The 12,636-nt window shown below is 65.7% G+C and carries 11 protein-coding genes; 5 read left to right on the top strand and 6 right to left on the bottom strand.

Going from position 1 to position 12,636, the window contains the following annotated elements; translation table 11 throughout:
• Positions 1 to 7 precede the first annotated feature (7 nt).
• From ABV408_RS12145 to ABV408_RS12125, 5 genes are all read right to left on the bottom strand, one after another.
• Complete coding sequence (locus ABV408_RS12145; RefSeq protein WP_353979213.1) at positions 8 to 1,168, bottom strand: M20 aminoacylase family protein; 1,161 nt, start codon at positions 1,166 to 1,168, stop codon at positions 8 to 10.
• 99 nt (positions 1,169 to 1,267) lie between these two features.
• Positions 1,268 to 2,560 (bottom strand): DUF3100 domain-containing protein, encoded by a 1,293-nt coding sequence (locus ABV408_RS12140; RefSeq protein ID WP_353979212.1) that lies wholly within the window; start codon positions 2,558 to 2,560, stop codon positions 1,268 to 1,270.
• Positions 2,561 to 2,911: 351 nt separating this feature from the next.
• A complete protein-coding gene (locus ABV408_RS12135; protein WP_353979211.1) occupies positions 2,912 to 3,289 on the bottom strand; it encodes a nuclear transport factor 2 family protein in 378 nt (125 codons plus the stop codon).
• Positions 3,290 to 3,786: 497 nt separating this feature from the next.
• Entirely contained in the window at positions 3,787 to 5,862 is a 2,076-nt protein-coding gene (locus tag ABV408_RS12130; RefSeq protein WP_353979210.1) for a pyrroloquinoline quinone-dependent dehydrogenase, read from the bottom strand.
• Positions 5,863 to 5,873: 11 nt separating this feature from the next.
• Positions 5,874 to 6,239 (bottom strand): hypothetical protein, encoded by a 366-nt coding sequence (locus ABV408_RS12125; RefSeq protein ID WP_035471134.1) that lies wholly within the window; start codon positions 6,237 to 6,239, stop codon positions 5,874 to 5,876.
• A 348-nt stretch (positions 6,240 to 6,587) separates the two neighbouring features.
• Here ABV408_RS12125 and ABV408_RS12120 point away from each other — a divergent pair, with 348 nt between their 5' ends.
• The 5 genes from ABV408_RS12120 (at position 6,588) to ABV408_RS12100 (ending at position 10,962) form a co-directional block, all read left to right on the top strand.
• Positions 6,588 to 7,469, top strand: coding sequence for an NAD(+) kinase (locus ABV408_RS12120; RefSeq protein WP_353979209.1), 882 nt, complete (start codon positions 6,588 to 6,590; stop codon positions 7,467 to 7,469).
• Position 7,470: 1 nt separating this feature from the next.
• The gene (locus ABV408_RS12115; RefSeq protein WP_353979208.1) at positions 7,471 to 8,448 is read left to right on the top strand and encodes a metallophosphoesterase; all 978 of its coding nucleotides are present in this window, start codon (positions 7,471 to 7,473) and stop codon (positions 8,446 to 8,448) included.
• A 405-nt stretch (positions 8,449 to 8,853) separates the two neighbouring features.
• Complete coding sequence (locus ABV408_RS12110; protein WP_353979207.1) at positions 8,854 to 9,702, top strand: rhomboid family intramembrane serine protease; 849 nt, start codon at positions 8,854 to 8,856, stop codon at positions 9,700 to 9,702.
• A 145-nt stretch (positions 9,703 to 9,847) separates the two neighbouring features.
• Positions 9,848 to 10,114 (top strand): DUF1315 family protein, encoded by a 267-nt coding sequence (locus ABV408_RS12105; RefSeq protein ID WP_353979206.1) that lies wholly within the window; start codon positions 9,848 to 9,850, stop codon positions 10,112 to 10,114.
• Positions 10,102 to 10,962, top strand: a complete 861-nt coding sequence (locus tag ABV408_RS12100; RefSeq protein WP_353979205.1) for a DUF2797 domain-containing protein — start codon at positions 10,102 to 10,104, stop codon at positions 10,960 to 10,962. The genes ABV408_RS12105 and ABV408_RS12100 overlap by 13 nt, the downstream gene beginning before the upstream one ends.
• Before the next feature lie 71 nt (positions 10,963 to 11,033).
• On the opposite strand, the gene ABV408_RS12095 is transcribed toward ABV408_RS12100, so the two are convergent.
• Positions 11,034 to 12,524, bottom strand: coding sequence for a RimK family protein (locus ABV408_RS12095; protein WP_353979204.1), 1,491 nt, complete (start codon positions 12,522 to 12,524; stop codon positions 11,034 to 11,036).
• Positions 12,525 to 12,636: the final 112 nt, after the last annotated feature.

Here is a 12,636-nt window from a genome sequence, read left to right as displayed (position 1 = left end):
GTCGGGTTCAGGCCGCGAGCAGTGCGCGGGCCAGGGCTTGCCAGTAGGCCACGCCGAGCGGCGCCAGGGCGTCGTTGAAGTCGTAGGCCGGGTTGTGCAGTGCGGCGCTGTCGCCGTTGCCGAGCCAGATATAGGCGCCGGGGCGCTCGGCGAGCATGAAGGCGAAATCCTCCGAGCCCATGCTCGGCGGTAGATCGCGGTGGACCCGGGTGATCTGTGGCAGACCTTCGAGCACTGCTGCGCAGCGGGCGGCGTGCTCGGGGGCGTTGAGCGTGGCCGGATAGCGCGCCTGGTAGTCGAGCTCGGCGGTGAGGCCGTGGAAAGCCGCGCAGGCCGCCACGGCGTCACGCAGGCGCTGTTCCAGGCGCGCCTTGAGGGCGGCGTCGAAACAGCGCACGGTGCCGCGCAGCTCCACCGTGCCGGGGACCACGTTGAAGGCGTCGCCGGCATGGAACTGGGTGATGCTGAGCACCGCGGACTGATGGGCCGGGGTCTCGCGACTGATCACGCCCTGCAGCTGGGTCGCCAGCTGGCAGGCGGCGAGCAGGGTGTCATCGCCCAAGTGGGGCATGGCGGCATGGCAGCCGCGCCCCTTGAGCGTCAGCGTGAAGACGTCGAAGGCGGCCATCACCGCGGTGTCGTGCACCGCGGCTTCGCCCACCGGCAGCCCGGGCCAGTTGTGCAGGCCGTAGACCGCGTCCATGGGAAAGCGTGTGAACAGCCCCTCCTCGACCATCACCCGGGCGCCACCCTCATTCTCCTCGGCGGGCTGGAAGATGCAGTGGAGCGTGCCGGCGAAATCCGGGTCACGGGCCAGGGCGCAGGCAGCGCCCAGCAGCATGGTGGTGTGACCGTCGTGGCCGCAGGCGTGCATGCGTCCAGGGATCGTCGAGCGATAGTCGAGGTCGTTGGCCTCCTCGATCGGCAGTGCATCGATGTCGGCGCGCAGGCCGATGCTGGGGCCGGGGCCGCGGCGCCCTTCGATGGTCACCACCACGCCGGTACCGCCGCCCAGGCCGGTGACCGGCTCGAGGCCGTGCTCGCGCAGGATAGAGACGATCCGGTCATGGGTGCGCTGCTCCTCGAAGGCGATCTCGGGGTGGCGGTGGAAGTCGTGGCGCCACGCCTTCAGGGTGGCGGCGTCGGGAAAGGCGACGGGCTGGTTCATGCGCATCTCCTGCGGTGTGGGACGGGCGCCGGGGCGAAGTCGCGAACCGGCGCCTTGAGTGCCAGTGGTGGATGAGTAGCGGGCGAGTGACGGCGTGGCTCAGAGCAGCACTTGCGCGACGACCGCGGAGCCGACGTAGGTGCCGGTGAAGACCAGCAGCGAAACCACGATCAGCTTCCAGCCGGTGCGCCGGAACATGCTGAATTCGCGCCGGCTCAGGGCCAGGCCGGCATACGCCAATACCGGGGTGACGATGGCGAGGAAGTTGACCGCCGCCAGGCGCTCGACGATCCAGGCGCTGCCGGGGAAGAAGGGCAGCGTCATCACGATGCTGACCAGCGAGACCCAGGCCACGCCAGGCAGATAGAAGGGCACGATACGGGTCAGCACCAGGCCGATCAGGGTCATCAGGTAGAGGATCGTCATGCCCGGCAGCGCGGTCAGCAGCGAACTGCCGTTGACGGTGTTGGCGATCCAGCCCACTGCACAGGCTGCTGCCAGTACCGCAGCGGTCTTGCCCAGGTGCTGCTCGGGGCGTTCGTCGGGGGCGACCTCGGTAGCGGCCAGCGCGGCATCCGGGGTCGCCTCAGTGGCGCCGCGGCGCTTGCCTGCCAGGCGCCGATAGAGCCACTCCGCCACCGGCAGGGCGATGAACAGCGAGACGTAGAGCCCGGTGGCGTAGGTCAGCAGATTGCTGGCCCCGGCGAAGGCGAGCAGGTCGTCGGCCATCCCCGGCAGAGCACCGGCGAGGGCGCCGGAGCAGGCCGCGACCATGCTGCCGCTGCCGACCCCACAGGCCATGGCCAGAGCGCGCGGGTCGAACACGCCGAGCGAGGCGAGATAGCCGGCCATCAGCGCGAACCACAGGGTGCCGAACATGGTGCCGACCACATAGACCCCCATCACGCCGACGCCTTCCGGCCCTTTGAGGCCGTACTTGTCGGAGATGATGGCGATATTCGGCTCGCGCGCGATCGAGTAGGTGGCGCCCACCGCTTCGCGACCCATCTTCAGCACCACGACCGCCACCGGCAGTGCCACCAGCATGGTGCCGAGGTTGCCCAGCTCCTGCAGGATCAGCGCCGGGCCGGCGCTGATGATCTGGTCGATCGCCGGGCCGATGGTGGAACCGAAGCGTGCGATGAACGGCATGATCGAGATCAGGATCAGCGGCGTGGCCGCCTGACTGACGCGCTCCGGCACGTAGCGTCGGGTGGCGCTGAACAGATGCGGGTTGAGCAGCACGCCGAGGATGAAGGCGTAGAACAGCGGTAGCAGCAGCAGGGTGCCGGGACCCAGCGGAATCTTGAGAATACCGATCGCCTCGCTGATCAGGGACACGATGACCACGATCAGATGCAGGCGCCAGTCGAGCAGTCGGTGGAGAGACATGGCCGCGACCTCGTTGTTATTGGATGGGGCGCATCCGCGCACTGCCCAGTCAGGAGTGCCGCAGACGCCCGATCGAGTATCGGAACAGAGGGTGCTCTAATGAAAGTCGAGGGGTGTTCTGATTTTTACGATGCGACGAAGGGAGGGGGCGGCGGGCATGTTAAGGGCTGTACGGAAAGTCAGCTCGTGGGCAGCAGCTTATGCACGCCAGGCATATCATGGTGCGAAAGCTGCGGGCCAGCTATTCTGGGTAATCCTTGCGTGCTGTAGGCCATTCGGGGTTCATAGACTAACTTGTAGATATTTTTTCGAACAAGATTTGCGCAAGACATGACCTAGAACAATCCTGGTCTATGTAATATCAGTGTCTAGTGTCTTTTTTCCAAAAACAAAGGAAGCGGTTTTTATTTTCCCTTCGTCTACTTGGTAAATAGCGGTCATTTCTATCCGGCCCGTACCCTCAGGAAAGGTCATTCTTACCTCTTCGAAGTCAATAACCATATTTCCCATGACACTGCGCTGCAGTAAGCTCGCATGCAAGACGGGATCCTGAAAGCGGCTAATGCTACGCTTTCTGATGGCATCAAGGCCGTCCGCCAACAATGTTGATGGATACTCAAACTGTTGCGCGTCCTCGGCATAAGTATTGAGCCAGGCTTCATGGTCATGGGCGTTATAGGCATCCAGCTGACGTTGTACAATTAACTCAGGACGACTGCATTCACTCATCATTAGCTCCTTACTTATCAGGTGTGTTATATCAAAAGCAAATGCTATTGCTCAGCTGCTTAGATGCCAGCTCTTCTCATTGACCACAAGATAGCATCTCTCTTAACCGTTCACAAATACCCCATCAGGTGGTTTATAGCCGATATTCGGTTTATGTCTCGAGGGTTCTGTAAGCGATGTGGATCAGCTGGTGCATCACCGTTCCCAAGGCCGTCATCTTTCTCTTGCTGTTGATGATGAGCCGCCGGGCTCGTTTGTCGCACTTGTAAGCGCCCTCTTATGAAACCGGGGGCTGGCTAGGCCAGGATGTTGCTTATCACGATGTCGTTTATATTGCTGGGTATACAGCCAGCGTAGAGTTGGATAGTGCTTGATAAATATGCGTAATAAGGAAGGGGGAGGAGCGATTTTGGACGCCGAGGGCGGCTCGAAGGAAGGTGCACACAAAAAAAGGGGGAGCATTGCGCTCCCCCGTATTACTGCGGTGTGGCTAACGCTTACTGCTTGTCCTGCGGCAGCGCATAGACCACGACCTGGTCGCCCACCTGATCCTTGAGGATGGTGTTGCCACCGGCGATGAAGGCGACGTATTCACGCCCCTTGTACTCATACACCGCCGGGTTGGCGACGGCGGGTGCCTGGGCCTGGTCGGACCACAGCTCCTCGCCGCTCTCCAGCGAGTAGGCGCGCAGCTTGGCATCCATCGAGGCGCCGATGAAGATCAGCCCGCCGGCGGTGACTGCCGGTCCGCCTATGGTCGGCGAACCCCAGCGCTCCGGCATGAAGAAGCCGTACTGCTGCGAGGCGCCGACCGGACGCCGCCACTTGACGTCGCCGGTGTGCATGTCCAGCGCCACCAGTTCACCGAACGGCGGCTCCCAGCACGGCATGCCGAGCCAGTTGCTGGCGACGTTCAGACGCATGCCGTAGGGCGCGCCCTCCTGCGGCGAGAATCCGCTCTCGTTGCCGGAGCCGCTGTCCGCCTTCTCGTAGGCCTCGCGATCGTAGAGTTTGATCGTCTGCACGATGTGCGAGACGTTGACGATCGCGGTCTGGCTCTGCGGATCGAAGGCGACGCCGCCCCACTGCACGCCACCGGCGCTATCCGGGTAGGCCAGGGTGCCTTCGCCTTGCGTGGTCGGCGGGGTGTACATGCCTTCGTAGTAGAGGTCGTCCCACAGCCGCGAGCACTGGCCGCCACCCACCATGTCGGCGAGTTCCCAGATCTTGGGTTTCTTCGACTGGTCGAGCAGCGGTGCCGGCTTGGTCGGGAACGGCTGGGTCTTGGCGTAGACTTCGCCCTTCACCGAACCGTCGCCCTGGGGTACCGGGCGCTCCTCTATCGGCCATACGTCCTCGCCGGTCAGGCGATTGACCACGAACAAAAAGCCCATCTTGGTGGCCTGGATCAGCGCCGGAATCTGCTTGCCGTCGACGGTGATGTCCATCAGCGTGGGCGCGGCGTTGATGTCGTAGTCCCAGACATCGTGATGCACCCACTGGCGCGACCACACGACCTTGCCGGTGTCGACGTCTAGCGCCGTGGTCGAGGTCGCCAGCGGCGCCGACTCGGTGCGGTTGCCACCCCAGTAGTTGGGCGACGGCGAGGAGACCGGGAGATAGATCAGGCCGTTGGCTTCGTCCACCGACATCTGGGTCCAGACGTTGGCGGTGCCGCTCTTCTCGCGCATCTCCGGCGACAGCGCCTCGAAGGTCCACTCACGCTTGCCGGTGCGCGCGTCGATCGAGAACACGGTGCCCGGCGGTGCGGTCTCGAAGGCCCAGTCCTTGCCGGCCCAGCCGAAGATCAGGTGGTCGCCGACCACGGTCGGCGGCTGCAGGATCGACAGCGGCCACTTGGCGTGGGTGGTGTTCCACTGGTTGACGTCGAGCACGCCGTTGTCGGCGAAGTCCTGGCACGGCTTGCCGGTGTCGGCGTCGAGCGCGAACAGCTGTGCGTCCATGGTGCCCATGTAGACGATCTTCTGGCACGCCTGGCCGGGCTCTGGATCCTTGGCTTCCCAGTAGGCCACGCCGCGGTTCTTGAGTACCGGCTGGGTCAGCGCTTCGAGCTTGGAGTGGGTATCGAAGCTCCATTTCTGCTCGCCGGTGGCCGGGTCCAGCGCCAGCAGGCGGTAGAAGGGCGTACCGATATACAGGGTGTCGTTGGCGAAGATCGGGGTCGCCGACCACACCGTGGCGGGGATGTCGCCGGTGCCGTCTGAGACATCGCCGGTGTGCACTTCCCAGACCTTCTCCAGCTGGCCGACATTGTCGACGTTGATCTGGTCGAGCGGGCTGTACTTCTGGGCGTTGTTCTGGCCGTGGAAGGTGTTCCAGGTCGGCTGGGTCGGGACCAGCGGAACATCGGCGCGCTGGGCCTGGGCCGTGTCCTGGCTCTGGTTCGCTGCCCGGGCCTGGGCGCTATCCTGGCTCTGGGCGGCGTCCTGGGTTTGGCTCGCGGGGGCCTGAACGCTGTCGGCGTCCTGTGCCAGCAGCGGCATTGGCGCCAGTATCAGGGCCAGAGCGGTCGCCGTGCCGAGGCGTTGTGGGGTGATTCCGAAAGTCGGCATGTGACGGCTCCTCAAGCGTGTGCGACGCGGCGGTTGGCGGTGGGGCGGCGCAGATCGAGGATCAGTCCGATCAGGCCCAGCACCATGGCGGCGGCGATGCCCCACTGGTGCAGCAGCAGGCCGGCGAAGCCGGTGCCGATCAGCCCGACGAGTGCCAGCAGACGCCAGAAGATGCGCCCGCCGCGATGCTTCAGCGGCATCAGGATCAGCGCCATCAGCGCCAGCGCGAGGCAGGCGAAGATGACGACCAGTGCGCCGAGCGAGCCGTTGACGCCGGTCAGCGGGGTGACATAGGCGTAACCGGCGACGGCTGCGCCGACGAGCGCGGCCAGCAGCAGCACGATGGCGCCGAGTGGTTTGGATTGCGATGATGGCATGTTGCCCTATCTCCCTGTATGGCGAAGTCAGGCGCATCTCGCCGAATGGCGGCGTGGCCGCTGAGCGTGGCGACGCACCGCTAAAGGCGATGACGGAACGCGCCCTGCCTTCCCTGAGGTGTTCCCTCTGCGGATTTCCCTTGCGGTATTCCCTTGTGGGGACGGTACCCCGTCGATAGGCGTGGTGGTCCCTGTCGACAGGGTAGGCAATTTTAGCGTGTCGAGCCGCGCCATGTTCGTTTTTTTACGCACGTGGCCGGGTTGACGGCACCCGAGCGGCGCGCGGTTTGCTGCCTATTCGGGCAGCCCCCATAATGGCCGGCCGATACGCCGTCAGAGATCCGTTGCATGAGTGCGTTCAACACCATCGGCCTGATCGGCCGCCTGGGCAGCGACAAGGTCGTCGAGACCCTCAAGCGTCTGCTGATCTTTCTCGAGCGCCGCGGCTGCGAGATCGTGATCGAAGATCGCACGGCGGCACTGCTGGAAGCCCACGGCCAGCGCGAGGCGCGGCGGCGCGAGCTGGGCACCCTGTGCGACCTGGTGATCGTGGTCGGCGGCGACGGTAGCCTGCTGGGGGCGGCCCGGGCGCTGTGCACCAGCGCCACGCCGGTACTCGGTATCAACCGCGGGCGGCTGGGCTTTCTCACCGATATCTCTCCCGACGAGGTCGAACAGAAGGTGGCCGAAGTGCTCGACGGCCAGTACGACAGCGAGCGGCGCTTTCTGCTCGACGCCGAGCTCTATCGCGGCGAGCGCCTGATCGGCGCTGGCACCAGTCTCAACGACGTGGTGGTGCATCCGGGCAAGGCGGCGCGGATGATCGAGTTCGAGCTGTTCATCGACGATCGCTTCGTCTATTCCCAGCGCTCCGACGGCCTGATCATGGCCACGCCCACCGGCTCCACCGCCTATGCGCTCTCCGGCGGCGGCCCCATCGTCCACCCGGGGCTGGAAGCAATCACCCTGGTGCCGATGTTCCCGCACACGCTGTCGAGCCGGCCGATCGTGATCGACGCGGCGAGCGAAATCCGCGTGCACATCGGCGACATCAACCAGGCCTACCCGCATGTCAGCTGCGACGGCCAGACCCGCGTGGTGTGCAAGCCGGGTGACGTTCTCTATGTGCGCCGCAAGGCCGAGCGCCTGACCCTGATCCATCCGCGCGGGCACAGCTTCTTCGAGGCGTGCCGCTCGAAGCTGGGCTGGAGCAGCAGGCTGGGAGACTGACATGGCGCTGGGCGAGGCGGTGGACGGCTACGACCTGATCGGCGACGTGCATGGCTGCGGACGCACGCTGGTGCGATTGCTGGAGAAGCTGGGTTACCGCGAGACCGACGGCGTCTACCGCCATCCACGCCGTCGGGTGGTCTTCCTGGGTGATCTGATCGACCGCGGGCCGCGGATCCGGCTGGCGGTATCGGTGGCCAGGCGCATGGTCGACGCCGGCGAGGCACACATCGTGATGGGTAATCACGAGTACAACGCGCTGGCCTACTGCCATCCGGCGCCGGCGGGGAGTGCCCAGGCGTGGCTGCGCCCGCACTCGCCGCGCAACAATCGCATCATCGAGCGCACCCTGGCCCAGTACCATCAGCATCCGCTGGAGTGGGAGCGCTGCCTCGAGTGGTTTCTCGACATGCCGCTGTGTCTCGAACTCGACGGCATGCGCGTGGTGCACGCCTGCTGGGATGAAGCGCTGATCGACGCCTTTCTGGCGCGCTGCCCGGACGGGCGTATCGATCGCGACTTCCTGATCGAGTCGACCCAGCCCGGCACCTTCGCCCAGCGGGTGATGGACCGGCTCACCCGCGGTACCCAGATGCCGCTGCCGCCGGGGGTGGAGATCCGTTCGGGGGACGGCTTCACCCGGCGCGTTTTCCGCACCCATTTCTGGTGTCGTGAGCCGGCCACCTATGGCGACGTGGTGTTCCAGCCGGACAACCTGCCCGACGGGCTCGAGGATCGCGCCCTCAGCGACGCCGAGCGCGAGCGCCTGACCTGGTACCCGGAGTCGGCGCCGCCGCTGTTCGTCGGCCACTACTGGTGCAAGGGGGTGCCGGCGCTGCCGCGGGCCAACATCGCCTGTCTCGACTACAGCGCGGTGAAGTACGGGCGGCTGGTGGCCTACCGCTGGGATGGCGAGCAGCGGCTCGATGCCGATCGTTTCGTGTGGGTGGATGTGGCGCGTGAGGGCATCGCCGATTAGGGATCTGGCTTTACGTGGCAGTACGCCCCAGTGATCTGCGATTTTTTTCCGGCGCCGGGTGACTGATTTTTCTGGGGTTTTCGGTGTGTACGCGCTGTCGCTGGAAAAAAATCGCATTTTTTTGCCGCACCCCGGGAACTCCTGCGCGCCATGCCACTCTGAGTCAGTGTTCCCTTGAATGATCCCTTGCTCTTATCCGGCGGCCCTCCCGCCGGATTTTTCTTTTTGGGCGCCAAGTTTCTTGTGCACCCGGCTTGTCCTGCACCACACCTCGCGCTGCGTGCCCCCGGACGTCGACTGCGGCGGCATTCATCCCCAGATCATCTCGGGCAGGGTAGAATGGCGTTACACGCCGGCCCTGGGGCACGATGTGTCACTCCTCCCACCCGTGGTTCGGAAGGTTGCATGTACAGACTTCTCGCCATGCCCGGCGACCTGGATACGCGTGCGCTGCGTCAGGCGCTGTGGCAGCAGCATATCGGGCACCGCTTCACCCAGCAGGAGGATCAGCAGATCCTGTGGCTGGCCGATCCCGAGCAGCGCGACGAGGCGGTGCGGCTGATCGAGCGCTGGCAGCGTGGCGATCTCGCCGCAGCCGCTGCCGCGCCACGCCGTCGGCGCCCCAGCGTCACTGGCCAGGCGTTCGGACAGGCGCCGCTGGCGGCGGGGCTGATCGCGCTGTGCGTGGCGATCTTTCTCGGCATGAGCGTGTTCGGCGACGCCATTCTGCGCGCGCTGATCATCGTGCCGGTGCACCCCTCGGCCCAGGGTCTGGTCGCCGGCAGCCTGGGCGATGCCCTCGCCGGCGGGCAGATCTGGCGCCTGGTAACCCCGGCGCTGCTGCACTTTAGCTGGATGCATCTGATCTTCAACATGCTATGGCTGTGGTATTTCGGGCGTCAGGTCGAGGCGCTCCAGGGCTCGCGCTGGCTGGCGCTGATCGTGGTGATCGCGGCGGTGGTCTCCAACCTGGCCCAGTACTTTACCGGCACGTTGCTGTTCGGCGGCATGTCCGGGGTCGACTATGCGCTGCTCGGCTACGTCTGGCTGATGTCGCGCCTGCGTCCCGAGCGCGGCTACTTCGTACCGCAGATGCTGGTGGTCTTCATGCTCGGCTGGATGGTCTTTACCATGACCGGACTGGCCGACGCGATCGGCTTCGGTAACGTCGCCAACGAGGCCCACCTGGGCGGGCTGCTGGCGGGGCTCTTGATGGCCGTGGCCGCCGCACGGCTGATGCGCCGCACCGGCTGATGCGGGCGGCGTGAGCCGCCCGGGCTCGGTATCGGGCCTGGGGCGGGCGTGAATCAGCCACCCCGATATAGAGACAGGCGTCGAGAGATAGACGTCGAGAGATAGGCGCAACGAGACCGGCGTGAGGCGCCAAGACGAGGCAGAGATGAGCGAGATGAACTTCGACCGCATGGTCGCGCAGATGACCCCCGAGATGTACGAGAACTTCAAGCAGGCGATCCAGCTGCGCAAGTGGCCCGATGGCCGCATGCTCAGCGCCGAGCAGACCGAGCTGTGCCTGGAGGCGGTGATCAAGTACGAGGTGATCCATGCGGTGCCCGAAGCGCAGCGCGTGGGCTATCTGGAGCGTAACGAGTGCGCCTCCGGCGGCCACGATACGGCCGAGGAAGCGGCGCTCAAATGGATCAACTGATCCTCGCCGAGGGCGACGCCCGGGTCAGCGGGCAACTGCGCAAGCTGGACGCGCGGCTGCCCGAGTCGGGGCTTGCCGACTATCGCCTGCGTGCCGGCGAGACGGGGCTGGCGCTCAACGCGCGGCTGGGCCAGCGCCTGCGGCTGCACTACGCCGGGGCGATCCACTGCGTCCACTGTGGCCGGCACACCCGCAAGAGCTTCGGCCAGGGCTACTGTTACCCCTGTTTCAGCACGCTCGCCCAGTGCGATCTCTGCCTGGTGCGCCCGGAGACCTGTCACTACTTCCAGGGCACCTGTCGCGAGCCCGAGTGGGGCGAGCAGCACTGCTTCCGCCCGCATATCGTCTATCTGGCCAACGCTTCCGGGCTCAAGGTCGGTATCACCCGAGCAACCAATACCCCGACGCGCTGGCTCGATCAGGGCGCGATCCAGGCGCTGCCGATCCTCGAGGTGGCCACGCGCCAGCAGTCGGGGCTGGTGGAGACGCTGTTCAAGGCCCATGTCTCAGACCGCACCAACTGGCGCGCCATGCTCAAGGGCGAGGTCGAACCGCTCGACCTGGTGGCCGAACGCGACCGTCTGATGGCCGCGGTGGCCCCGGGGCTCGATGCCCTGCGCGCGACCCACGGCGCCGAGGCGATCCGCGCCCTGGACACCCCCGGGGTGGTCTCGATCGACTATCCGGTGCTGAGCTGGCCGCGCAAGATCCAGTCGTTCAACTTCGACAAGCAGGCGCTGGTCGAGGGCACCCTGACCGGCATCAAGGGGCAGTATCTGATGCTCGACAGCGGCGTCATCAATCTGCGCAAGTTTTCCGGCTACCAGGTCACCGTGGAAGCCGCCTGAGCGGGCGTTTACAGAAACGGCTGCGGTCGTCGAATCTGTAAACGCATTCTGAAACAACGAGCCGGCCGCGCTCAGCGCCGCGGCCGGTGCTCGAGCTGCCGCTCCATGCGTTGCAGAAAGACCGCCATCACCCGCTCGTAGAGCGCATCCTTGAGCACCACATCCTCGACCCCGACATCCAGGTTGGGGTTGTCGTTGACCTCGATCACCACCACGCGATCGCCGATCTGCTTGAGATCGACACCGTAGAGGCCGTCGCCGATCAGCTTGGTGGCGCGCAGCGCCGCCTTGACCACCGCAGCGGGTACCTCCGACGGGTCGTGGGTGGTGAAGCCGCCGCTGCGGGTCTTGCCGCTGGAGTGGTCGTAGATCTGCCAGTGGCCGCGCGCCATGTAGTAGCGGCTGGCGAACAGCACCTGGCCGTCGAGCACGCCGATGCGCCAGTCGAACTCCGTGGGCAGCCACTCCTGCAGCAGCAGCAGCGCCGAGGAGGCGAACAGGCGCGGGGCTTCCGCGGCCAGCTCCTCGCGTGAGCGAATCTTGACCACACCCTTGGAGAAGGCGCCGTCCGGCACCTTGAGCACCAGCGGATAGCTCAGGTTGGCGAGCTTGTCGTCGAGGCGTCCCAGATCGCTGCGGTGCAGCAGCTGACCCCGTGGCGCCGGGATCTTGTGGGTGCCGAGCAGGGCGTGCAGATAGATCTTGTTGGTGCAGCGCAGGATCGACTGCGGGTCGTCGATCACCACCAGGCCCTCGTGCTCGGCCTTCTTGGCCATGCGGTAGGTGTGGTGGTCGAGCCGCGTGGTCTCGCGGATGAACAGGGCGTCGAATTCCGCCAGGCGTCCGGCATCGCGGTGGGTGATCAGGCTGACATCGATACCCAGGCGGCGGCCGGCGCGAATGAAGCGCTTGATCGCGCCGCGGTTGCTGGGCGGTAGCTGCTCCTGCGGATCGACCAGGATGGCCAGATCGAAGCGATAGCGACGGCGTGCCCGCGGCGTGCGCCACACTTTGGTCGAGTGGCGGTTGAGGGCGCTGGCGAAGGTATCCTCTTCGCCGCTCTTGAGCGCGGTCAGCGCCAGCGGCTTGAGTCGCGCCAGGCGCCAGCTGCCGTGGCGCTTGTCGAAGCGCGCCTCCAGCAGCGGGTGGGGCAGGCGCTCGAACAGCCGTCGCGCCAGACGCGCCAGCTCCGGGGTCTGACACTCACCGAAGAAGACGCGCAGGGTCAGGCTGTCGCCGGCCAGGGCACCGCGCTTGTCGAGCTCCGCCAGCAGCGGGTCGAGGGCGGCCAGCTGCATGTCGATTAGCGCCTTGCGCGAGAGCTGGTTGAGCGTCTCGACGCTGGGCAGCACCCGTTGGTCCCGGGCCTGGGCCAGCAGTGATACGTAGTAGCCGGTCTCGAGATAGTCGAGATTGGCGCACAGATTGATCACGTGCGTGGCGTCGTCCGCGCTGGCGGCCGCATCCAGGGCGAGGAAGTCCTCGGCGCTGATCAGATCCTCGGAAGGGTAGTAGGGCTGCCAGTCGGCCAGCCGGTCGACGACGATGCGCAGGCGTGACATGAATCGGAAACTCCTCGGTGACTGGAGGGCAGGATGAGGCCGGGCGACACTGGCCGGCGGCGTCGGAGCCGCGGGTGGGCGCTCAGCATGCGATGCGCGAGTAACGGCGACA

This window comes from Salinicola endophyticus, from assembly GCF_040536835.1.
GTDB lineage: Bacteria > Pseudomonadota > Gammaproteobacteria > Pseudomonadales > Halomonadaceae > Salinicola > Salinicola endophyticus_A.
This window is presented reverse-complemented; position numbering and strand designations above follow the sequence as displayed.

Excerpts from the sequence above, each read along its gene's own strand:
- ABV408_RS12145 (WP_353979213.1), bottom strand. The coding sequence starts at position 1,168 with ATGAACCAGCCCGTCGCCTTTCCCGACGCCGCCACCCTGAAGGCGTGG.
- ABV408_RS12140 (WP_353979212.1), bottom strand. The coding sequence starts at position 2,560 with ATGTCTCTCCACCGACTGCTCGACTGGCGCCTGCATCTGATCGTGGTC.
- ABV408_RS12135 (WP_353979211.1), bottom strand. The coding sequence starts at position 3,289 with ATGAGTGAATGCAGTCGTCCTGAGTTAATTGTACAACGTCAGCTGGAT.
- ABV408_RS12130 (WP_353979210.1), bottom strand. The coding sequence starts at position 5,862 with ATGCCGACTTTCGGAATCACCCCACAACGCCTCGGCACGGCGACCGCT.
- ABV408_RS12125 (WP_035471134.1), bottom strand. The coding sequence starts at position 6,239 with ATGCCATCATCGCAATCCAAACCACTCGGCGCCATCGTGCTGCTGCTG.
- ABV408_RS12120 (WP_353979209.1), top strand. The coding sequence starts at position 6,588 with ATGAGTGCGTTCAACACCATCGGCCTGATCGGCCGCCTGGGCAGCGAC.
- ABV408_RS12115 (WP_353979208.1), top strand. The coding sequence starts at position 7,471 with ATGGCGCTGGGCGAGGCGGTGGACGGCTACGACCTGATCGGCGACGTG.
- ABV408_RS12110 (WP_353979207.1), top strand. The coding sequence starts at position 8,854 with ATGTACAGACTTCTCGCCATGCCCGGCGACCTGGATACGCGTGCGCTG.
- ABV408_RS12105 (WP_353979206.1), top strand. The coding sequence starts at position 9,848 with ATGAGCGAGATGAACTTCGACCGCATGGTCGCGCAGATGACCCCCGAG.
- ABV408_RS12100 (WP_353979205.1), top strand. The coding sequence starts at position 10,102 with ATGGATCAACTGATCCTCGCCGAGGGCGACGCCCGGGTCAGCGGGCAA.
- ABV408_RS12095 (WP_353979204.1), bottom strand. The coding sequence starts at position 12,524 with ATGTCACGCCTGCGCATCGTCGTCGACCGGCTGGCCGACTGGCAGCCC.